The 20,901-nt window shown below is 57.1% G+C and carries 25 protein-coding genes; 7 read left to right on the top strand and 18 right to left on the bottom strand.

The annotated features are described in order from the left end of the window. Window positions 1–426: 426 nt before the first annotated feature. The gene (locus tag CSE6_RS26245) at window positions 427–579 is read left to right on the top strand and encodes a hypothetical protein (RefSeq protein ID WP_193751162.1); all 153 of its coding nucleotides are present in this window, start codon (window positions 427–429) and stop codon (window positions 577–579) included. A 6-nt stretch (window positions 580–585) separates the two neighbouring features. Here the strand turns inward: CSE6_RS26245 and CSE6_RS22300 are convergent, their stop codons facing one another. Further along, window positions 586–1,041, bottom strand: coding sequence for a universal stress protein (locus CSE6_RS22300; protein ID WP_034354090.1), 456 nt, complete (start codon window positions 1,039–1,041; stop codon window positions 586–588). A gap of 381 nt (window positions 1,042–1,422) precedes the next feature. Here CSE6_RS22300 and CSE6_RS22295 point away from each other — a divergent pair, with 381 nt between their 5' ends. Continuing rightward, complete coding sequence (locus CSE6_RS22295; protein WP_059441526.1) at window positions 1,423–1,848, top strand: hypothetical protein; 426 nt, start codon at window positions 1,423–1,425, stop codon at window positions 1,846–1,848. A gap of 371 nt (window positions 1,849–2,219) precedes the next feature. On the opposite strand, the gene CSE6_RS22290 is transcribed toward CSE6_RS22295, so the two are convergent. Beyond that, entirely contained in the window at window positions 2,220–2,735 is a 516-nt protein-coding gene (locus CSE6_RS22290) for a DUF6680 family protein (protein ID WP_131394502.1), read from the bottom strand. A 214-nt stretch (window positions 2,736–2,949) separates the two neighbouring features. On the opposite strand from CSE6_RS22290, the gene CSE6_RS22285 reads away from it, so the two are divergent. Further along, window positions 2,950–3,180, top strand: coding sequence for a DUF2188 domain-containing protein (locus CSE6_RS22285; RefSeq protein WP_080745887.1), 231 nt, complete (start codon window positions 2,950–2,952; stop codon window positions 3,178–3,180). 175 nt (window positions 3,181–3,355) lie between these two features. On the opposite strand, the gene CSE6_RS22280 is transcribed toward CSE6_RS22285, so the two are convergent. From CSE6_RS22280 to CSE6_RS22245, 8 genes are all read right to left on the bottom strand, one after another. Further along, complete coding sequence (locus CSE6_RS22280; protein ID WP_083994795.1) at window positions 3,356–3,766, bottom strand: LexA family transcriptional regulator; 411 nt, start codon at window positions 3,764–3,766, stop codon at window positions 3,356–3,358. A 286-nt stretch (window positions 3,767–4,052) separates the two neighbouring features. Next, complete coding sequence (locus CSE6_RS22275) at window positions 4,053–4,391, bottom strand: DUF6616 family protein (protein ID WP_059441524.1); 339 nt, start codon at window positions 4,389–4,391, stop codon at window positions 4,053–4,055. A gap of 10 nt (window positions 4,392–4,401) precedes the next feature. Then, window positions 4,402–5,175 (bottom strand): DNA alkylation repair protein, encoded by a 774-nt coding sequence (locus CSE6_RS22270; protein WP_059441523.1) that lies wholly within the window; start codon window positions 5,173–5,175, stop codon window positions 4,402–4,404. After that, window positions 5,172–5,666, bottom strand: a complete 495-nt coding sequence (locus tag CSE6_RS22265; protein WP_034406010.1) for a MarR family winged helix-turn-helix transcriptional regulator — start codon at window positions 5,664–5,666, stop codon at window positions 5,172–5,174. The genes CSE6_RS22270 and CSE6_RS22265 overlap by 4 nt, the downstream gene beginning before the upstream one ends. Before the next feature lie 321 nt (window positions 5,667–5,987). Continuing rightward, entirely contained in the window at window positions 5,988–6,668 is a 681-nt protein-coding gene (locus CSE6_RS22260; RefSeq protein ID WP_059441522.1) for a hypothetical protein, read from the bottom strand. 113 nt (window positions 6,669–6,781) lie between these two features. Further along, on the bottom strand, window positions 6,782–8,317 hold the full coding sequence (locus CSE6_RS22255) for an FAD-dependent oxidoreductase (RefSeq protein ID WP_152668624.1): 1,536 nt from the start codon (window positions 8,315–8,317) through the stop codon (window positions 6,782–6,784). Continuing rightward, a complete protein-coding gene (locus CSE6_RS22250; protein ID WP_059441519.1) occupies window positions 8,314–8,817 on the bottom strand; it encodes a hypothetical protein in 504 nt (167 codons plus the stop codon). The genes CSE6_RS22255 and CSE6_RS22250 overlap by 4 nt, the downstream gene beginning before the upstream one ends. 415 nt (window positions 8,818–9,232) lie before the next feature. Further along, on the bottom strand, window positions 9,233–9,658 hold the full coding sequence (locus CSE6_RS22245) for a nuclear transport factor 2 family protein (protein ID WP_003062329.1): 426 nt from the start codon (window positions 9,656–9,658) through the stop codon (window positions 9,233–9,235). A gap of 251 nt (window positions 9,659–9,909) precedes the next feature. Between CSE6_RS22245 and CSE6_RS22240 the strand changes: the two genes are divergently transcribed. Further along, window positions 9,910–10,158, top strand: a complete 249-nt coding sequence (locus CSE6_RS22240) for a molybdopterin-binding protein (RefSeq protein WP_370545727.1) — start codon at window positions 9,910–9,912, stop codon at window positions 10,156–10,158. Window positions 10,159–10,379: 221 nt separating this feature from the next. Here CSE6_RS22240 and CSE6_RS22235 read toward each other — a convergent pair whose 3' ends face one another. The 4 genes from CSE6_RS22235 to CSE6_RS22220 form a co-directional block, all read right to left on the bottom strand. Next, complete coding sequence (locus tag CSE6_RS22235; RefSeq protein WP_034381047.1) at window positions 10,380–10,712, bottom strand: hypothetical protein; 333 nt, start codon at window positions 10,710–10,712, stop codon at window positions 10,380–10,382. A 148-nt stretch (window positions 10,713–10,860) separates the two neighbouring features. Then, window positions 10,861–11,202, bottom strand: coding sequence for a hypothetical protein (locus CSE6_RS22230; RefSeq protein WP_059441532.1), 342 nt, complete (start codon window positions 11,200–11,202; stop codon window positions 10,861–10,863). A gap of 75 nt (window positions 11,203–11,277) precedes the next feature. Continuing rightward, window positions 11,278–12,201, bottom strand: coding sequence for a LysR family transcriptional regulator (locus CSE6_RS22225; RefSeq protein ID WP_059441518.1), 924 nt, complete (start codon window positions 12,199–12,201; stop codon window positions 11,278–11,280). 111 nt (window positions 12,202–12,312) lie between these two features. Further along, entirely contained in the window at window positions 12,313–13,473 is a 1,161-nt protein-coding gene (locus tag CSE6_RS22220) for an IS30 family transposase (protein ID WP_034403284.1), read from the bottom strand. 78 nt (window positions 13,474–13,551) lie between these two features. Between CSE6_RS22220 and CSE6_RS22215 the strand changes: the two genes are divergently transcribed. The 3 genes from CSE6_RS22215 (at window position 13,552) to blaOXA (ending at window position 15,670) form a co-directional block, all read left to right on the top strand. After that, the gene (locus CSE6_RS22215; RefSeq protein WP_238585775.1) at window positions 13,552–14,052 is read left to right on the top strand and encodes a DMT family transporter; all 501 of its coding nucleotides are present in this window, start codon (window positions 13,552–13,554) and stop codon (window positions 14,050–14,052) included. Between the two features lie 200 nt (window positions 14,053–14,252). Next, the gene (locus CSE6_RS22210) at window positions 14,253–14,669 is read left to right on the top strand and encodes a VOC family protein (protein WP_059441516.1); all 417 of its coding nucleotides are present in this window, start codon (window positions 14,253–14,255) and stop codon (window positions 14,667–14,669) included. Between the two features lie 200 nt (window positions 14,670–14,869). Continuing rightward, window positions 14,870–15,670: a class D beta-lactamase gene (gene blaOXA / locus CSE6_RS22205; protein WP_059441515.1), complete on the top strand. Its 801-nt coding sequence runs from the start codon at window positions 14,870–14,872 to the stop codon at window positions 15,668–15,670. A gap of 117 nt (window positions 15,671–15,787) precedes the next feature. Here blaOXA and CSE6_RS22200 read toward each other — a convergent pair whose 3' ends face one another. The 4 genes from CSE6_RS22200 to CSE6_RS22185 form a co-directional block, all read right to left on the bottom strand. Continuing rightward, a complete protein-coding gene (locus CSE6_RS22200) occupies window positions 15,788–16,507 on the bottom strand; it encodes a PA1136 family autoinducer-binding transcriptional regulator (protein WP_059441514.1) in 720 nt (239 codons plus the stop codon). Between the two features lies 1 nt (window position 16,508). Then, window positions 16,509–17,357, bottom strand: a complete 849-nt coding sequence (gene hchA / locus CSE6_RS22195) for a glyoxalase III HchA (RefSeq protein ID WP_034396576.1) — start codon at window positions 17,355–17,357, stop codon at window positions 16,509–16,511. A 119-nt stretch (window positions 17,358–17,476) separates the two neighbouring features. Then, window positions 17,477–19,123 (bottom strand): sensor domain-containing diguanylate cyclase, encoded by a 1,647-nt coding sequence (locus tag CSE6_RS22190; RefSeq protein WP_059441513.1) that lies wholly within the window; start codon window positions 19,121–19,123, stop codon window positions 17,477–17,479. Window positions 19,124–19,362: 239 nt separating this feature from the next. Next, a complete protein-coding gene (locus CSE6_RS22185) occupies window positions 19,363–20,763 on the bottom strand; it encodes a PLP-dependent aminotransferase family protein (RefSeq protein WP_193751161.1) in 1,401 nt (466 codons plus the stop codon). Window positions 20,764–20,901 lie beyond the last annotated feature (138 nt).

Genomic DNA, 20,901 nt, shown 5'->3' with positions numbered 1-20,901 from the left:
CCTATCAGTGAATATTCGAGGCGATTAAAAATCCAGTCAAAGTTGCGTGAAGTATGTAATCAATGGCTATGCGAAAAAATAAGAAAAATCTTATTTTTACCAAGACCTTTTCGTGCGCCGTCCTGCCCGGCGCCTGCACGATGGCGCTCCGTTTGAATGCCCGCACAAGTGCCCCAACTCGTACTGCGACATGGCTTGGGAGTGGCGCCAGCTCTTGCTGCTCCAAGCGCGGGCGTGGTTGGAGTGCTTGTCAGCCTGGTCGAGTGCCGAGACGCGCAGGTCAATGCCTTGATAGGGCAGGTACAGGTGGACAGGCAACTGCTGGCAACCCACTGACCAAGCCCCAGAAAAGACGAAAGCCCCAGGCGTTCAGGCCGCCTGAGGCTTTCGTTCCCAACCCTTGGAAGCCCAAGGATCAGAGCGCTGATGATGCTTTCCAAAGTGACCGTCACCGCACCAATGAATGTCGCAGCGGCAGAACGCCATGCGCGCAGCATCGCAGTGGCCTATGTGCTGGCCGCATTGGGCATCACCGCCGCAGGCTTGGGCGGCTTGATCGCCGCCATTCGCTGGTGCTGAGCAGTTTTACTCTTTGACCACAGGCCTGTGCACCAGCACCGGAATGTGGCTGTTCACCAGCACGCGTTGGGTTTCGCTGCCCAGCAAAATGCCGGCAATGCCCTTGCGGCCGTGCGATGCCATGCAGATCAGGTCGCAGTGGCTTTCCTCGGCCTGCCGGATGATGGCCTTGTGCACCGAGGCGTTCATGGCTCGCGCAGTCTTGCAATACACCCCCTCGGCCCTGGCAATGTCCTGCACCTCCTGCAACACCCTGTCGGCCGTTCTCTCGGCGTCCTTGTTCAGGTCGTTGGTGTTGTAGGTCATCATCGCCTCGCCGCTGTACATCAAGGCGGCATAGTCCGGCATCACATACAGCACCGTCACCTGGGAGTCTTGCTCCTTGGCCAGCTGCATGCCGGCGCGCAGCGCGGCTTCGGAGAGTTTCGAGCCGTCCGTAGGAATCAGAATGTGCATGAACATTTTCAGCCTCCTTGCGCGCCAGCGCCTGTGGGGTTGCCACGCAATCCGAACGATTGCCAAGCCCATACTCACACTCCGGGGCAGCTGATGCAACACCTAGAAGTAGGTATTCGAGCGGTTTTTTTGATGGCCAAGAAAAGGGCTGAGATTCAGTAGAACCCGGCTCTGGCAAATGCCCGGTAAGCGCTTGCAGCTATCAAAAGCATACTAACTGAACATCAGCGCAGCATGTCTTGTTCGGGCGCGATGCTAGGCATATGAGGCGCTTGCCGGCTCCTCGCCGGTGCCACATGGGCTGCCGCATCCGCGGTGCAGATCATTAAGAACGGGTGGGGCGGGAAGGGCGGTAGTACGATTCACCCATAGCAACTTGGAGAGGGTATGGGCAAATCGACTTATCGCGCATTGGTGATTGCTTCGCTGGGCATCCCGTTATTCGGAATGCTGGCGGAATATGGCTTCGATCTGGTGCCCCATGAGCTGACCGATCTTTCCCAGAGCCTTTTGATGCAGTCAGAGGTCGGCCCCACGGACTGGATTTTCTTGCTGGCGCTCTCGGTGCTCGTGGTGCTCGGCCTCATTTCCTTTTACGGCCTGCTGCGGTTCAGAGCATGGGCACCCCGGTTTACCCTGTGGTCTTCTGTTGCGACCTGGGTCGTCGCTTGTTTCAGTCCGCCGCTTGTGCTGTCCGGCCTGGGGAACGCAACATCGGCCTTGGGCTTTGCGCTATTTGGCGCAGTGCTTGCCTTGCCGTACTACGCACCCGAAGTGCGAGAGATGTTCTGGCCTTCCAAGCCAGAGGACTGAACAAAAGCCCCTGTCAGGGGCTTTTTGCATGGCCAGGGCAATCGGCTGGGCATGGGGCTGGGTAGGGCGGCCCTGGCTGTCGTAGTTCAGGTTCAGCAGATAGCGGCTGTGCTGCGACGCGTCGGTATTGCCCTGCGGACTTCTTCCCCTTGCGGGTCTGGTATTCGTCGCCCTCCCGGCTATAAATCAATCGTCTGCAAGAGTGCAGGCGTGCAATGTCAGGGCACAAAAAAACCGCCAGCATCGGATGCGTTTCTTCCGCTTGACCTTAGGAGTTCTTACGCTCCTCTTCTTGCGATGCGATGCCTGTAAGTGTCCTAATGCAAAAAGCCCGTGTCAAACGGGCTTGATTGATTTGCTATGCAGAGGTTTTATTCAGGGAAGTTTGTCACATGAAGACGAAGCTCTCGATCACCACTCAAGACTTCGACAACCCCTTTACGTATAGCTTCTTGCTGAGCATCTGTCTCTGAATGAATGCGTGGAGCGTATGAAGAATTTTTGATGTGTGTTTTATCAAAGTCGTAATCAAGAACAATAGCCATCTTGTGAAGAAGATCCACGAGCAGATCAATACGTTTGCTTCCCCATTGCTCCGGAGACATTTGATTGTTGCTAAGTATGTCATGATATGCCTTCCATGCCTCAATGACACTGCGCTCTTTCTTGCTTCCCTTTCCGAACTCAAGATCAATCCTATTTAGTGCCTCGACGTGCGTCCAAGAGAGTGCATAGGCGCGCGTTGACATTAGAGTTTTGAAAACACTTATTTTTCGCGCTCGAGCTTCATTGCGACTATCAAGAAAACGAGTCACTTGAACCGCTATCAGTGGGCTTAGTAGAGTCGCAGTAACGATGAGCCAGTCAGAAATTGTGATGCTGTCCATGTTTTTAAAACTCGGAGAAAAATATTTGTAGAAGGAAGAGTGGATGATTCTAAGCTCGACGTATCCCTATTAGCCACGTGAAAAGTATAAGATCGCGCAGTGCTTGGCTAGGAGGAACTGATGGGAACATCTGAAGTTATGGGTTCAGGCGTGAACACAGGACTTGCCAATTGCACAAAGTGTTTTTTTACTTGACCTTTGAATGGAGGAGCTCATGTCAAAAAAAGATTACAACGTCTATCAAGGCGCCGACGGGAAGTGGCGCGGCGAACGTCAGGACGCATCTAGGGCAAGCGTTGTGGGCGATACACAGAAAGCAGTTTTTGAGGCCACACGCGAACTAGCCAAAAAATCTGGGGCGGAAGTCTCTATTCATCGTGGAGACAATAGTCAGATACGCGCAAAGCACAGCTATGGGAACGATCCAAAAGATACAAAAGGATAAATAAAGCTGAGGCAGCCCAATCTGTGCCTTAGGTAAGGTGCAATCCGCTTTTATCTTTTGACCAAAGAAAAAGGCAATGTAAAGAGCTACATTGCCTTTCCTTGTTAGCAGGCGCTTTTCTGGGTGCTAGTCAGATTTCAACGGCCGCCTGCGGTGGGCTGGCGCGCGCATGTATTCATCTCGCAAAGCGCTTGATGCAACTGGTGACGACACCCCAGATTTCCAGCGTCTGTCCTTCTGGCGGCACGATGTCGGGGTAGGTGGGGGCGCCTGCCCTGAGCTTGCAAGTGTCGCCATCGCTGTCCAGCGCTCTGATGACGAGCTCGCGCTCGACAACCGCCACGACGATGCTCCCATCGCGAGCGCGCAGCTCCCTGTCCACCACGACGATATCGCCGTCATCGATGCCGTGTTCCTGCATGGACGGGCCGGTCACGCGCAGCAGGAACGTGGCCTTGGGGTGCGTGACCAGCAGGTCCGTAATATCCAGCCGCTTGCCAGCGAAGTCATTCGCGGGCGAGCCTGCGCGTGCGCTGCGATCAGCCAGCGGCAAGGTAACCGGGGACGCAATCAGTTGGACGGGCATACCGCTCATGAGACGATGACTGTGCATATGTACAGTGTAGCGATTGATGCGACTCAGGTGTCATGAATCCACGTTGATGTCGCATGCTTTCCACTCGATCTTGCACCCGGTTCTGTGCGGAGCCGGGGGTCCATGTTGAGTTGCATATGCTGTGCCGAAAGCTGGCCAGCCCGCAGTGGTGACTGTGGCGGGCGGCCATTAGTGGGCATCAGCGGGCATTAGTGAGCACTAGAAATGACTAGCCGCATGTATTGCAGAGCACGCAGGCATTGTCCGAAAGACTGCGCTACGCGGCAGCTAGAGCAGCCAGGTGAATATCCGCCGCCCCTTGAGTGCTGGCTGCATTCACATGGTCAAAGTAGTCGTACCAGCCGCTGGCTTTGATGCCCGCCAGCAGGGCGTCACGAGCGGCCTGGTCAGGAAAGCGCCAAATACCAAGGAATGTATGCGCGGTTCCTTGGTCAATGTTGGAGTCCGTTTCTGCCAGGGAGAGGACTTCGACACCGAGGCTGGAGAGTTGATTCAATGCGAGTCCGATGCCGCCAAGAAAATGTTGCCTTTGTTCGGCGGGCAGTGCGAGCCAAGCCGAATTGGGGGTGTAGAGCTCTACAAGGTAATGAGACATGGTTCCACTTTCACTTGAGATTGCGCAGTGCGCGTTGACATATACGATGTGTGGCGGCGGCTTGGGTGCTTTGAAGCCATTGGGCGCAGATATCACGCACCCAGCTTGGCTGGTCCTTGGCGGCATCATTGAGCCAATTGGCGACCGAATCCTGCACGTAGACCGAAGGGTCGCTCTTCAGAGCTGAGAGCAAAGGCAGCGCTTGCTCGGGCGAGCGTTTGAGCTGTGAGATATGCGTGCTCCACACACCGGGGGGACGCAAGACCTCGCACGCGAATCGTCGGACACGTTCAGAAGGATCTTGTGTCCATGGCATCAGCTGAGCGATAGCCGCAGCCAGGTCTTGCACCAGGTGCGGCCGCATTGCCATCCAAGCCCATTCACGCACACCAAAATGGGCATCGTCTGCCAGCGGGCGCATTGCGGCCAGCCGTACACCGAGATCCAGGTTAGGCCGGGCACCGATCATGAAACATGCCCAGCCTCGTGCCATATCGGCGCGGTGCGTTTGGCATTGTGCGATGCCCTCAGTACCCAGGGCCTCCAGCAAGACTGCGCCGATACGGGCCATGCGTTTGAGCACGCCTAGTTGGCAGGCTTCATCGATCATGCTCAGTGCTTGAGCCGTAAGTGCCGGAAAGAGTGTTCGTGCCAGTACGGCCTGGTTGACTGCCAGGCATTCAGCCAGCGTCGCGCATTGCAACTCCCCACGCGATAGCGCATGCAGAACGTCCCGAGGGATGTCAACGGTGCGCGTCGCACCCTTGCGGACTTGATCCCTCATGATTCAACGTCCGATTCGGGGCCTCGTACTTTCTCCAGCAACGCTGCCAGCTGCTTGCGCTCATGTGCAGACAGGTTGCCAAACAGGCCAGCAATCCACCGACCATGCTGGTCGATAACGGTACCGGCGAGCTGTTTTCCTTTTGAGGTCAGCCGAATGCAAAGTGCGCGGCGGTCTTCGGCGTTGGCGTGACGTTCAATCAGACCCTCGCGTTCCAGTCCGTCTAAGAGACCGGTCACCGTGGCGCGCGTCACGCCAGCCTGTTCGGCCAGCGCGTTGGGTGCGAGTCCGTCAGGCGCCACATCGAGAAGGAACAACAGCACAAAGCGCCCCTCAGACAAACCATGAGGGGCCAGCAAAGCAGCGCAGTCGCGGTCGATGTTTGCAGCCATCGACAGCACTTGAAAGCACAGCTGGATGCCATCCACATCGGGAAGTTTGCGTCGTTGTGCTTCTTCAATTAGCGCCTGGTACTTCTGTTCAAGCTTCATTAGTTAGCCAAAATATAATATGGTGGCTAATTATATGCTCAGGATCACTTCATGAATAGTGGACCGAGCATCACCTCATCAGATGCCGGCTTGTCGATTGCAGACCTTGGCGTAGCTGAGCACCGTGTCGATGACCAGGCAGAGTAGGGTGGCGGTGAGCACTGAACCGTGAGAAGCGCTCAGGGACGGCGCTTGCTCGCCATCAAGTTGGGCAGCTATATCGGTGTGCTGGGAGCGTGGTGAACTTCATAGTCTTGTTCAAACAGGGCAAGGACACCCTGCTTGAACTGGGGCGGGCCGAAGCCCGCGTTTTCATCCCGCTCAGTTGGTCGCAAAGCAGTACATCAGCCCGGCGCTGCCACTCTGTTTGAGCTGGTCGACGCTGCAGCCGCGCGTGCCGTGCGATGAGTTCCACGAGGCATTGGCCACAGGGTCGGGGTTGGTGCCCTTGTGGTCGTGGTGGCCCACGATGGCAGAGCCGCCGTCGCTCTTGGTCCAGTTGCCGCAGGTGGTGTCCTTGCCGGGCTCGGGCACGGCCAGCGTGCCGTCAGGGCGCGAGCCGGTCAGGATGTCGTGGCGGTTGACCTCATCGCCAAAGCCCGAGACGACTTCGCCCTTTTCAGTCAGCGAGGTGTCCTTGCCGACCTTGGCATTGGCGCTGTGCAGGTCGGCCGCGCTGGTGGCAATGACCACGCCCTTGGCGTTGCGCCACGGGCCGTTGCCAATGCGATCGCGCGCATTGACAGCGGGTTGCCCATTCAGCGCCGCATTGCTCAGGTAGGCGCGCCAGGTCTTGTTGCCTGCGCCCACGCTTGCGGCCAGCGACTGGCAGTAGCGGTCGGCCCCGGCCAGCCCGCCCAGGTCGCCGCCCTTGCCGGGGTTGGTGCTGGTGATGAAGAAGCTCATGGGGTTGCCGCCCGACGCCCCCATGGCGCCGCAACCCACAATCAGTGCGGCAGCCGCAAGGGCGGTGCTGGCAGAAAGAACCAAACGACGGGACATGGCAGGCTCCTGAGCAATGGTGGAGCCAGCAGGCTAACGCAATGGGGTGTCTGCGGCAATATGGGTGGGGCTGTGAGCTGGATGTGGCATTTGGTCGGTACTATATTTAATCGCTAAGCGCGCTCCGCCACGAAAGGCAGCTCAATTCTGGCCAGCGTGGTGCGCTGCTTCGATGGCTTAGGGCTTATTTGAATCATCTTTGCGCCAGGTACGGTGCCAGGAGTGATGCCGTAGCGCACAGCAATCTTGTCGCAAGTGTGAAGATAGCTGCCCGCAGGCTTGGTGTCCCACCTCTTGATCATGACTAGGTGCTGGCAGTTGCTAGCTTCTGAGTAACCAACAGCACTTTGCTCGAAGTGGACTTCGAAGTCCATTCGCCCTACCCACATGGCAGGGTGTTCTTGCTTGCAGGCCCAAATGAGGTGGACTAAGAAGCGGTTTAAGAGATAGGTTTTGTCAAAGTGCTTTCCGCGAACAAAAAGTGACACCTTCCCTCGACCAAATGCAATACATCGACTGACCTTGCGCGCAATACGTGACTGCAATGCAAGTTCCTTGGCCAAACGCTGGCAGACCATATCGATGCTTACATACTCCCCGTTTTTATGTGTCCAGGTTCCAAATTGCCGCGATTGGCGTTCTGCGTCAAGGAGACTCGGAGAGACGCGCTGCAGAGCGCTTTTTGTCATGGGGTCACGCTCTAAAAATGCAATTAACTCGAGAGGATGGTTGCGCCGCGTCAGCGCACGAAGCACATCCTGAAGCGCCCCATCGCCCCCGCCGAAGATGCTTAACTGGAGGTTTTCCGTCCCAGGGTCCAGGAGTGTGTCATCATTCCAAAATGGGGCACCCGTATAGTTATCGCCTGTGTAGTCCGTGCCAGAAATGTCTTTCTGAACTAGCGTGACGTTTTCATTGCCCATGCCGGCTGCAAGCAATACGTACTGTGGCTCGTAGACGCCTTTAGCAGGCTCCATCTTCGGCCAGAGGAGTTCGTTGTCACATATGAACTTCAGCGGGGCCAAAGGGCTGCGGCCTTGCAGGCGACTGAGTGACCGTGCTGACTCTCGTTGGGCAAACTCCTTTACAAATCTTTGGATGTACCACTTATGAACATTTACGCAGATAACGGGGACAGCCTTATTATTCGTCTCTAAATCTTGAAGCCGCTTGTTTAAATGTTGCTCCAGTTGCATAGCAAGCTTGTCTGCAGGCAAAGGTGTCGACGCCATCCATTCGAGCGAGGAATAGGAGCGTCCTGACCAAGAGCTCCTGCTATGGTCAGGGTAGGACTGATTGCGTGAGAAGGAGCTTGGCCATTCGTACATGTAGGGGCCCACAAACCTCGTATTGACCCCTCTAAACAGTCCGAAAGGGTTTTCTCCAGCTTCCACGACCACTACCTTTGAAATGCCTTGATCAACGGCTTCGAGAGCCGCAGCAATGCCGGCAACGCCAGCACCGACGATCAGCAGCGACTGGAGGTTCGGATCACCTCTTTTCAGATCTCGAACAGCCAACTGAGCCCGAACAATCTGATCGCGGATGCTTACGTGATGTTGTCCGCTGGACAGATCGAAGACATTAGAGGCAACTTTGAGGGCAAGGAGCGAGAGGCAGTCAACCACTTGAATGGTGTTAGTTATCATGGTTGAACCTCCTCGAAGAGACCTTCTACCAAATCATCGAAGTCGTCTTGGTCCAACGCGAGAAGCACAGGGTGCCCTAGTACCTCCTGCAAACCGCCGTCGCCGTCGCCGTCATCAGCCCCAGGATTGATGCGGTCGCCACCACCACCATCACCATCACCATCACCATCACCATCGCCCGATGGCGGCTCAGGCGGGTGCCAAGAATCTCCAATGCTCCAGCGTGAAAAGCCGCTTGACTCTTCCGGGCTGTTGGCTGGTTTGACTAGTCCCAACTTGGCCAAGTCTTTCAAGACAGTAGTGATCCACTGGACAGGGGTGTCAGGATGGTCACGAAAAAAATAGAAATCAAACTCAATATCACGGTAAGGCATATAGACGTCTTGTCTTAATACCTGCCAGATCTCTTCGACAGTCCAAGCGCTGCTTGTACCGATCTGATCTTTAAAAATTTGAAGGACTGCAGTGGATATGGAAGACACAGGGCGGTATGTGGCCATTGGGAATGTCGCTAAATGAACTGAAATGCTCGATTATGTATTGGCATCGGGTTAGGCCACAGAATTTCACAAGCAGTGCTTCCTTCGACCATGGAACTTGCTATATGTAAAACTGCGAGTTTGGCGACGACATCCGAGCATTGTTACTCGCAAAAAAGTAGTCGATGAAATGATTGATTTAGAAGGCGGCAATGGGTTAGTTATGGACTTCTTTTTTCCGAGACCCGTGTTGATGATTAAGCGGAGCAGGGCTGCCGCGAACATTGCAGCGCCAGGGGAATTTTCTGGGGAATTTGGGGGAGCGACGGGAATTGAAATCATGGCGCTCAGAGGGAGATAGCCCCGCTGCACCCCACTTAAACTCCGGCCTGATCGATTCCCATCGCATAGACACCGATGCTTCAGACCGTGTGGATCAGGCCATATTTGCGGCCCAACTGCGAACTTGCTTTCGTGATTTGATCTTCCAGCCATCCTTTGTGCGCTCAAGGCTGTCTTCATACCAAAGGCCGCTCACAAAAGTGGTTTCTTTGCCTTCAGGCGTCTTGCCCGTCATGGGGACGATGGCCGCAGATCGGGCGGTGGCGCTATTTCCTGCCAGATCAATTTTGACGGTAGAGACTGTGTGCTGTGTCGAGGCCAGGCTGCCAAGGATTGGTACAAAAAACTCTTGTAGCTCGGCAGGAGAGCCTTTGGGTCCACCAAAAGCAGTGAAGTCCAAAATCGCATCAGGAAGAAATATTGCTTGAAACGAGTGCCAGTCCTTTTCGTCTAAGGCATGACAGTACCGTGCCAGGAGTTCGTTGATTTCTACCTTGTCCGAGATGTCCTGAAGTGTCATTGCTGGCTCCGTTTGGAAGTCATGATTTGAACCAGTCAGGACAATACGTGTATCGGCCGCTTGGGCATCGTCTGTATCGACTATCGCGCATGTAGTAGTAATTTTTGAGGAGCATTTGACTCACAAAGTCTGGTGAAAGTCCGCAGCCGACAAGCGATTGCGGCTGTCGCTGCTCGGCCCATTGCAGTCATACAGCGGCTGATAGGACCTCTATATGGCAGAGCTTCTACAGCCATCAAGTCGCTGAATATATGCTCTTGTCCGTCGTCACTTCTTCAGATACAGATACTATGAAAATCAGTGCTCGCAATGTCTTGCAAGGCAAGGTTATCTCGATTGTCAAGGGCCCAGTCAGCACGGAATTGACACTGGAAGTTGCCCCTGGTGTGAGAGTCACGTCCTCTATTACCTCGACGTCGGCGCAGTCCCTGGGGTTGAAAGAGGGCGACAACGCATATGCCGTCATTAAAGCGTCGTCGGTAATGGTCGCTGTGGATTAAACAGCTCTTCTGTCTAAGCAAAGAGGCTCCTAGAGGAGCCTTTCTGATTCAGCCAGTTCAGATCAATTGGATGCGCTAAGTTAAAGACTTCTTTCGCAAGCAACGACCTCCAGACCGGCGCAGCGGATAGCACGGCGATGTTTGTGCAGACAGCCAACAGGCATCGGAAGCCGGACAAGGGATTGCTGCGCTTCTGAATTCCGGGGGCGTCTGAGGTCCAATCAGGTCAGGTGGTCTTCCACAATCAACCAGCCCATGCTCCCAACCCCATCATTGATGATGTCCAGGTGGTTGCCGCCCTCGTACAGGCGAATGTTCTGACCAACAAAGGCTCTGGGTGCAAGGCGCTCAATATTGGACAGGGCCAGCCTTATTTGCTCGCCAAGCTCAGAAAGTGACTTTTGAGAGTAGTCAATGTCGATAGCCTCGGCCAGCAGTCCATAGACAACTCTCTTTTTTCCCTCTGCGGGGAAAGCGAGCACCTTTGTATGCAAGAGATCTGCATCCGAAAATTTGCGACCAGTGAGCTTTTCAAAAACTTCAATGCTTGGCAAAGTTCCCTCCTAGCGCTGCGTGACTCAATGTAACCAGCATAGTCGAGCGCATTGAAGAGATGCAAGCACCAAGAGCGCGTAGTTACGCCTACTTCCCTAATGAATTCAGGACTGCAAACGACGTAGACTAGCTGCTGGGCATGGTTTGTCAATCGCCCTCAGGTGCCTGATCCTGCCCGTGAAAGGCTTCCCATGCAGCTGCTTCCAGCTCACCGCAATCAGAGATGAGATTGCCGCTCTCATCATGAAGCGTATACGTTTGTTGCTCACCTCCAATGCTCGCGGCGCCATCAAGTCCCAGCAGCAAGGTATACATGGTGTCTTTCAGCACCGCATCCAGAATCGCTCGAAGTTGCTCGTGCTGCTTGGGCGTGAGCTCTAGAGCTTCGATCCGCGCTGCGACCTCCGACTCCTCATGAGCATTCATGAAAGACAAAAGAAGTTCCGATTTGAGCTTGACCCAGTTTTCAACAAATTGTTTGGCGTTCATCGTTACATGTGCAGTCATCGGCAGCGTCCAGGAGACTGAAGAAAAATTACCGCAAAAGTCGCGACTTGTGGCAACTCACTGCTGCCCAGCATTCGGTTTGCAGCTGTTCATCACAGCAAGCCTGAGCCAGGCCAGCGCGGGATCATTGTGCTTTCGCGCATGCCAGGCCTGTTGGTATGCCATTTTCGGTAGTTGCAATTGGCGTGGAGGCGCAAACTGCCGCAGATTCTTGAATGAGCGCAGCGGGCCGACAGCACGACGGGCAATTGTCAGAACCAGATCGGTACCTGGCAGCAATTCAACCGCAGCGCTCCAGTGTGGCAAGGCCACCGCAATCCTCCTTTTAAGTCCCTTGGCGGCGAGTGCGCGCTCGATCTCGTCGTTCGCATCCGGCCTCAATGCCAGCATGACATGAGGGCGCGTCAGCCATTCCTCTAGCGACAGTCCTCCTTTTTCCGGACTGACGGCCTTGTCTGCGAGACAGATGAAATCCTCTTCAAACAGTGTTTCGACCTGGATGTCTTGTGCAAGATCGGGAAAGATCCCCATAGCCAGGTCCAGTTCACCGTCTGCCAGCTGTACCAGCATGGCATCCCGGCTGGCCTGACTGATGGCGAAGTCAAAGCCGGGCGCATGTTTGCGGACATATCGCATCAGGTCCGGAAGTATCAGACGAGCCGCATAGTCGGACAGTGACAGTCTGAATCGTCGTTGTGCCTGCAGTGGATTGAACTGAGGTGTTCCCAGCAGAGTATTGAGGCTGCCCAAAGCCTCCGAGAGCGGTTGCAGCAGCGCATTGCCTCGGGCCGTCAGCTCCAGCTTTCCCTGTTTGCGCACCAGCAATGGGTCATTGAAATGTTCGCGCAGCTGAGCTAGCGAATGACTCACTGCCGGTTGGCTCTTGTGCAGGCGCATGGCAGCCCTGGTCACGTGCTTCTCGGTCAGCAACGCGTGAAGTGCCAGCAGCAGATTGAGGTCGATACGGCGCAGATCATCCATGTGAAGAATAGTACATGTGCATATAAACGATTTCCATAATTAATCCGTATGCGAGACCATTCAAACATTGCTTGTAGACGTTTGAAGGAGTGGCAGATATGAACGGCGGATTCAACCGGTCAATGCAACACATTCGCTGAACATCTCCGCGGGTGTACGGAAGCCGAGCGTCTTGCGTGGCCTCTCGTTCAATTGTCTCGCTATCGCGTTGAGTTGATGCTGTGACAGCCCTGATAGGTTCATGCCCTTGGGCATGTACTGCCTGAGCAACCCATTCGTGTTCTCATTGCTCCCCCGCTGCCATGGGCTTTGCGGGTCGCAGAAGTAAACTTGGATGTCCGTAGCCAGGGTGAATTGCTTGTGCGCATGCATCTCGGTGCCCCGGTCCCAGGTCAGAGATTGGTAGAGCTCCTGTGGCAGCTTGCGGGCATTCTTTATGAGCGCGTTGACGACCGTCTGCGTGTCTTTGCCATTGAGCTTCACCAACATCACGTAGCGCGTTTGACGCTCGACCAGCGTCGCGATCTGACTGTTGCCACTGCCAAAGACCAGATCGCCCTCCCAATGCCCAGGCACAGCTCGGTCTTCAACGCACGCCGGACGCTCACGGATCGTGACTGCATCGGCGATCTGGCCATGGATTGCCGTCTTCTGCGTGTAGTGCCGTGAGCGGCGCATTCCGCGAGTACGTCTGAGGTGTTCCAACAGTTCCTTTTTCAAGGCGCCACGCGCTTGAATGAATAGACTGCGGTAGATGGTCTCGTGTGACACGTGGTGGCTCTCGTCGCAAGGATAAGTCAGCTTGAGCCAACCAGCAATCTGCTCCGGCGACCACAGCATCCGTAACTTGTGGGCCACGGTTTGGGCCAATGCGTGGTTCGCAACGAGTTTGCAGCACTTGGGGCGCCTCCCTCGGCCCCACGCAGCTGCATCTGCCTGGTTCGCCCGGTAGCTATTGCAGCCCCCATTGCGCTTGATCTCCCGGCTGATTGTCGATGGTGCTCGTCCCAGTCGTGCAGCGATGGCCCGAATCGACGCTCCCGCCACGATGGCTCGCGAGATCTCTTCTCGTTCGGGCAGTGTCAATGCGGTTGCGGCCCGCGATCGTTGGACGGGACGGATTCCACCTGTCTCGGCCAGGATTCGATGGATCGAAGAGTGGGTGCGATCAAAGAGCTTACCGATCTCCTGCAAAGTCCAGCCTTGCTTCCAGCGCTCCCACATCAGCGCCTTCTGGCTGTCCGAATAGTAGATTCTGGGTCGCTGCTTCATTTGCAACACTCCTGCCGCCTATGCGGTGGTTAGTGTGTTGCAACGACCGGTTGAATCCGCCACAGCAAGATGGCATTGATGACGGTCGCCTCACTGGGCATGGCCTTGCTGGCGGGGGCCATCCTGCCTTTTCAGGCCGCTGCAAATGCCAACGTAGGCCGTGCTCTTGGTCACCCTTTCTGGGGGGCTGCCACATCGCTGGTGATCAGCCTGGCCGTGATGGTGCCCATGCTGATTCTGGTCAAGGCCCCCATGCCGAATTTCAGCAATGCGTTTCACGGTCCCTGGTGGTTGTGGATCGGTGGTGTCCTGGGGGCTGTTTACGTCGCCAGTGCTGCAGCCCTGATACCGAAACTGGGTGCCGGCGGATTTCTGGTTGCCGTGGTCGCAGGACAGATGGTCGTGGCGGTATTGATCGATCACTTCGGTGTCATGGGACTGGAGCCCAAGCCCATCAACGTCATGCGTGTGCTGGGTGTGCTCCTGATTCTTGGCGGGGTGTTCCTGATCCAGGGAGCGGGAGCAGCCAGGCCTGCCGCCGCTGCGATCCCCGCCACCTCCAGCGTGGGCTTGGCTTGAGCACAAAAATAGTGATGGCCCCACTGGCGCGGCGCCAGTGCGCTGAGCGCTTCTCGAAAGGAAATGGACATCAGCGCCTCACGCCGAAATGCTCAATGCGAGGATCGAAAAAATGTCCCTGACGCTCGCCGAACGTCTGGGGTTCCATCACACCAAGTGCATACGATTAGGAGTGTGCATGCCTGGAGCAGGAGATCGCCATGAGCAAATTCAGTATTCAGCACATTGATCACATCGTGTTGCGCGTCACCGACCTGGAGCGCAGCATCCGCTTTTACCAAGCGGTCCTGGGCTGTGCCTTGGTGAAGCGTCGCGAGGATTTGGGTATGGTTCATCTGCGAGCTGGTGCATCCATGATTGACCTGGTGGATGTTGAGGGCCCTTTAGGCCGTGCGGGCGGAGCTGCGGCCTCAAGCGAGCGCAGAAATGTCGATCATTTTTGCCTGCGTATCGAGCCTTTTGATGAGCAAGCCATCCTCACCCATTTGGCTGGCCATGGTCTTGAGGCGGATAGGGCGGTGCGGCGCTTTGGCGCTGACGGCATGGGCCTGTCCATTTACTGCAAAGACCCGGACGGCAATCAGCTTGAACTTAAAGGGCCAGCGAGCACCGATTGACAACTCAGGCGGCAGTCCGAACTCCCAGAGTGTTCGCTATGCCCGATCTGGTTGCTCGAAAGACAGTCTCTGGCTGTGGATTCAAGCGATTGCGGCTGTCGCTGTCCGGCCCGCAAGAGACGCTCCCCATCGCGGCAAGGTGTCACCGCCACTGTCCCTGTCACCTCAGGACGGGTTCGTTTGACCCTTAAACTAGCCGCATGAATCGACGTAGTCTGGTCTTATCCGCCCTGGCCGCAGGGTTTGCTCAAGTGACGGCGGCTGGCCCCCAGCCTCAAGAAATGGCCGAGTGGTCTCGGTTTTTCGCAGAAGCCGATGCGCAAGGCAGCATCGTTGTTCTCGATGCACGCGATAACTCTGAAACTACCCACGTCTACAACGTGTCGCGTTCCGCTCGGCGTTACTCGCCAGCCTCTACCTTCAAGATTCCGCACAGCCTGTTTGCGCTTGATGCAGGGCTGCTGCGTGACGAATTTCAGCTCATTCAATGGGATGGTGTGAAACGACCTGTGGAGGCCTGGAACGTGGACCAGAATCTGCGCTCCGCGATGAGGAACTCCACCGTCTGGGTGTATGAGCGCTTCGCCAAGGAACTCGGCGATGCACGCGAGAGCGCCTATATGCGAAAGATTGGGTATGGCAATGCGGTCGCCACTGGCGACAAGCCATTCTGGGTTGAGGGCGACCTCGCCATCTCGTCCTTCGAGCAGATTGCTTTCTTGCAACGGCTTTACCGCAATCAACTGCCTTTCCGGGTCGAGCACCAGCGGCTTGTGAAGGACGTGATGGTCAATGAAGCGGGGCCTGACTGGATACTGCGTGCAAAAACGGGTTGGACCGGAAAAATCGGCTGGTGGGTGGGCTGGGTAGAGTGGCCCAGCGGCCCCGTCTTCTTCGCCTTGAACATGGACACTCCCAACAGACTTGCCGACCTTGCCAAACGGCAAAGCATCACACGCAATGTTCTGCGCTCCATTAAAGCGCTACCCACTTCAGCATAGATCTGGACCGGGAGCAGAAGCCGGCAGGGCTGTGTCTTGAAGAGCTCTTGCGGCCGGTTCCTGCCTCCCGTTTGCATGTTCCAAAGGGATACTTGAGATGTGGGCCGACATGGATAGTCAGGCGACGATCTCTCCGTTGCGGATCGCTACGCGAATGGCCTGCGCCGTCGTGGCGACGCCCAGGCGCTTGCGGATGCGGCGCAGGTGGTTTTCCACAGTGCGTTCGGACAGGCCGAGGGTTGCGGCAATCTCCGTCTGCCGCCGGCCGGCGGCCGTCCATGCGAGCACTTCACGTTCGCGATCGGACAAGGGGCCGAGCTCCTCTTGCGCGGGCAGCTCCAGCAGCCTGCGCGCCGTGCGGAATGCGATTTGGGCGATCAGCTCCAGCGCCAGCCGGGCCTGCGGCGAGGCATCGATGCGCTCGCCGCCCAGGCTCATTGCGCCTTCCAGCCCCAGGAGGCCGAATACAGGCACTTGCAGACCGTGGATACCCGGGCCTTGCGGCGCGCGGACGACGCTGTAACGCTCGCCCTGAGCGCCGTTCGTCTTGGTCCAGAAGAAGGGCTGATTCGTCTCCAGGATATGGCGCGTCACCGGGCAGTGCCGCACGTAGGTTTCAGCATCCACAGGCGCGCCCGTGCCGAACCAGTCGCCTTCGATCCAGTAGATGCGCTCCACCGCATCGTCCCGAGCGCTGGAAGCCGAGAACAGCACAAAACGGTCGTACCCCAGCGGCGCGCCGACAGCACGCACCGTATCCTGGATTGCGGCGAGGCCGCGGGCGCCCTCGATGGCGAGGGCTCCGTGCAATGCCGCCTGCGCGATTGCAGTGCTCATCTCAGGCCGTGACTTCCTTGAGCAAGGTTTCGGCCGCGAGCTTGCCAAGCGCATTGCCAGCCAGAGGGCTGTCGCCGGTGATCAGCTGGCGGTCCCGGTGCACGGCACCCGAGATGCCGTCGTTGACGATCTCGAAACCCAGGGTCTTGAGCCTTTCGCCGAACTTCCAGGTAAGGTGACCCGGCATGTAGCCGATGGCCGGGGTCTGCGCATCAAGTGCATCGGGGAAGGCGCAGATCTTGTAGCCTCGGTAGATGTCGCTGTCGCCAACCGCGAGGAAGGCAGCAGGTCCGTGGCACAGGGAGATGACGAACCGGTTGTTGGCCGCAGCCCATTCCAGCACCGCACCTACGTCACGGCTGTCGGGGATGCCGATCAGCGCGCCATGCCCGCCGGGGACGAAGATGGCTGCATACTGCTCCAGTCCTTGCTCAAGCACCGTCGACAGGCGCAGCGGCTCCTTGAATTGCGAGTGGTACTTGTTGAAGAAGCCCTTGACCGTCTCGTCTTCGGAAGGCATTGCCCAGAACTCGAACTTGACGGGATTTCCCGACACCGTTGCCACATCGAACGCGAAGCCCGCCTTGTCCAGGTGGTACATGGGCAGCAGTGTCTCGACCGGGTGGTTGCCGGTGGAGAAGAAGCTGCCGTTATCGGTCAGCAGGTAGCGCTCGTCTGCGCCGATCATCAGGATCTTCTTGCTGCCTTGATAGGTTTTCGCGTAGTCGGCTCCGCTCAGGTCGGACTTGGGCGACGTGAACTGGCTGAGCGAGTAGGGGGAGGGGAAGAACGCATTGAGTTCGGCCGGATCGGGTTGCGGTTGCTTGTCGGGAGTCGATGGTTCAGCCATGGGGCACCTCTGGGGTAGTTTGCGGAGGGCACAACAATGCGGCGGCAAGAAACCTGTGGCAATGAGGGATTTCCGTCAACGCGGGTCGGGCGAAGCCGGAATTTTGCTCTTGCTCTGTTTCAGGCTCGCACAGAGCCAAAGTCGGGAGCAGAAGCCTGGAGGCGCTCCGCCAATTCGCGTGTCTCAATGGTTGAGTCACTTTGGGTCGACTGTATTTGCGATGCTCGCCGCGCCTGTTTGTCCGCATACATGCACTGATCAGCCTCCTTGAGCACAGCCTGCGGAGAGCTGGCGGATGGATCGGCACTCACAATGCCAAAGCTTGCTCCTGGGTAGTCGAAGCTGCACTCGGCAAATTTATAGCTTCCGATCAGCAGCGGTGCCAATCGACTGCGCATGGCTTCAAGAGCCTTGTCCTGATCCATTGGGTCAGGCGGAGCAATCAGCCCGATGACGACAAATTCATCACCACCTAGTCGCCCCAGCATGTCACTCTTGCGCAAACCTGCAGACATGCGCCGGCCGACTTCGACGAGGAATTGGTCACCGACCACATGTCCGTAGGTGTCGTTGATCGCCTTGAACCCATCCAGATCGATGAAGGCCACCAGGACCCATTGCTGCGTGCGGCCCGCTAAAGCGAACAGCCGATCCAGTTGGGCCATCACATTGCGCCGGTTCGGCAGATTGGTCAGTGCATCATGGTTCGCCGCATGTCGCTCGTCCTGCCGCCGCGCCACCATTTGCCCGATCACGTGGCTGGAGAGCAGGATGAAAAGCAAGCCGATCGCCGCCACCAGCCCTGCCATCCAATAGTGCTGTCGACGCATGGCAGGCAGGTGATCCAGGGCCGCCATCGTGATCAGCTGGTACTGTGTCTTGGATAGCGGCTCACGCTGCAGCAGATAGGGTTTGCCATCGATGAGCCACTGATCAGCATGGCCGGAGCTGGTCATGGCTTGCACATCCAGAGCTATTCCTGGATCTTCTCCATTGTCTGGCGAAGAGGGCGTGCTGGAAGACTGCGCAGTACCCGGCGAAAGAAGCCCTGCCGCATTGCGCAGCATGAATGGAGCGGACGAAGCGGTGGTCACTCTTCCCTGGCGATCCACGATCAGTGCAATGTGGTGTCCGGTCAGGTAGAGCGCTATTTCCGGGGTATCGAACTTCACCGTGACGGAGCCCAGAGGCATGTCGTCTTCGTTCTCAATGCGGCTGGCTACAAAATAGGATGGTGTTTTGTTCAGCCGGGCGATACCGAACGAATGGCCATTGCCGTCACGCAATGCATCGATCAGATAGGGACGGCCAGAGTAGATCATGCCCACGATGCTGTCAGGCTCGTTCCAGTTGCTGGCCGTCACCGTGTCGTCCGACATGTTGTTCATGTAGATGCGGGCATAGCGCAGATCACTGGAGAGTTCATGCATGAAGTTGCCGACTTTGCGCACCAACGGATCCTGCGTGAACTGCGCCGCGCGCTGCTGGCGCGTGAGCCTGGCCAGACTTGGCGGATCGTCGCGATACCGGGTGGCCAGCTGGATCACCGAGCCCTGGCGCGCCACCATATTGGCCACACTCGACATTTCCGTGAACAGCCGATCCATGATGCGTGCGGTCGTCTTGGCTTCGTATTCGGCGCTGGCCGCCAGGCGATCCAGCTCTGCACCCACGACTCGCTTTGACATCCACCACCCCAGAGCAGCCACCAAGGTCAGCCACGCAACGGCCATTCCCAGTGTCGCCATGCGCACGGTGGGGCGCATTGACTGTTTGTGCTGAGCTTGCAGCGGTAATGCCTTGCCCACGTACACCCTCCAGACTGTTTTGAAAGCATGGTAGCAAGTACGTCTGGAGCGAAAAGTCAGGAAAGGTCATCGGTGAAGCCGGTGTCGCGGCCGTATGAGTCCTCTGCGAAAAAAGCCGGAGCAGTCGATGGTTGAGCCGGCCTGGATGCGACCGCATTGAGGGTGCTCCTGAATGGTGCACCGTCTTTCCCGGGCACTTAAACCACCGCAGCGCTGAACGGCTCTGGCCTTCGTGCAAGCAGATGAGACAGCTTTTGAAGGCCCGTCTGCAAGCGTCCACGGTCCTTGATGCTGCCCAGCGAGATGCGAATGGCATTGACGGAGCCGCTGCCGGTGGCGCTGGTTGCGAATGCCTCCGCCGGCGTGACGGCGATGCCCTCGCTGTCGGCCGCACGCGCAAGCTGTGAGGAGTTCCAATACCCTGGTAACTCCAGCCATACATGCAGGCCGTCTCCAGTGCCGCTGTACCTCCCCGCAAGAATATCCCTGGCCATCCAGTGGCGCAGACGCGCCTCCTTGCGTACGCCCTCCATCAAAGCAGCAGCCGAACCGTCGAGAATCCACTGTGTGGCCAGTGCGGCCGTCAGAGGAGCGACCATCAGCGCAAATGACCTGAGCGCGACCAGGAAACGTTCGCGTTCATGCGGGTCACGTATGAGCACGAAGGCGACACGCAAGCCGGGCGTCAGGCATTTCGACAGGGTCGAGATGTAGGACACCTGTTCCGGGGCAAACGTGGCAATAGGTGGTGGCGGTGCATCGGCAAGCAGCCAGTAGGGATCATCTTCGACAATGCGTACATTGCAGCGCTTCGCGATGTTGGCGAGCTCCTTGCGCCGGCGCTCCGGAATGGTGATGGCGGTCGGGTTCTGCAATGTAGGGTTGAGGTAGACCAGCCCAGGCTGGTGCTGATGGCAGGCCTGCTCCAGCATCTCGGGCACCATCCCGTGCTGGTCCGCTTCCACCGCAACGATGCGCCGGCCGAACTGGGTCGCAGCAGTACGCAGGCCCGGATAACTTGCTGGCTCTGTCAGTATCACATCGCCAGGCTTCGTCAGCGCCAGGATCAATGCGGCAATTGCAGCTTGAGCGCCCGGACAGACAACAACCTGTGCTGAATCCAGAGCTCCAAACATCGGCTCCAGCCATCTGGCTCCTGCCTTGCGGTCGAAGTCGCTGCCTCCACCCAGGTGGTAAGTCATCAGCAATGCGGTGTCTGCCCCCATCATTACCTGAGAAAGGCCTTGTTTCAGCAGGTCGTCGAAGTCCACGCCAGCGGCTGGGGGAGGAGTGTTCATGCTCAGGTCGAGGACCGAGGTCAGTTCAATTCTCGGTGCCGCGACATAGGTGCCTCGCGCGCCGCGGCCTTCGAGCAGATGGCGACGTCTGGCTTCGTCGTATGCGCGCGTGACCGTTGTCAGGTCGAGGTTCAGCTGTGCTGCCAACTGGCGCTGCGGGGGCAGACGATCACCCGGTTTCAGCGAACCGTCTGCCATTGCCGCCTGCAAGGCATCCGCAATCTGCAAGAAGCGCGGCCCGCCATGCACGGCCAATCGCGGCAGCCAAACTGGCAAACTGTCATCTTGTATGGTTTTCATACGCAGACATTTTGTCTCAATGTATGGAAATTGCTTTTAAGTAATATGCCTCAGAGCGTGTGGCGACCCCATTCTTGTATGGCAATCGCCGACGTTTTCGCCTCTCTCCCTAGGGGGGCGGTGTTCCTCACGGTAGAC

It is taken from the genome of Comamonas sp. E6, from assembly GCF_001010305.1.
Taxonomy (GTDB): Bacteria; Pseudomonadota; Gammaproteobacteria; order Burkholderiales; family Burkholderiaceae_C; genus Comamonas; species Comamonas thiooxydans.
This window is presented reverse-complemented; position numbering and strand designations above follow the sequence as displayed.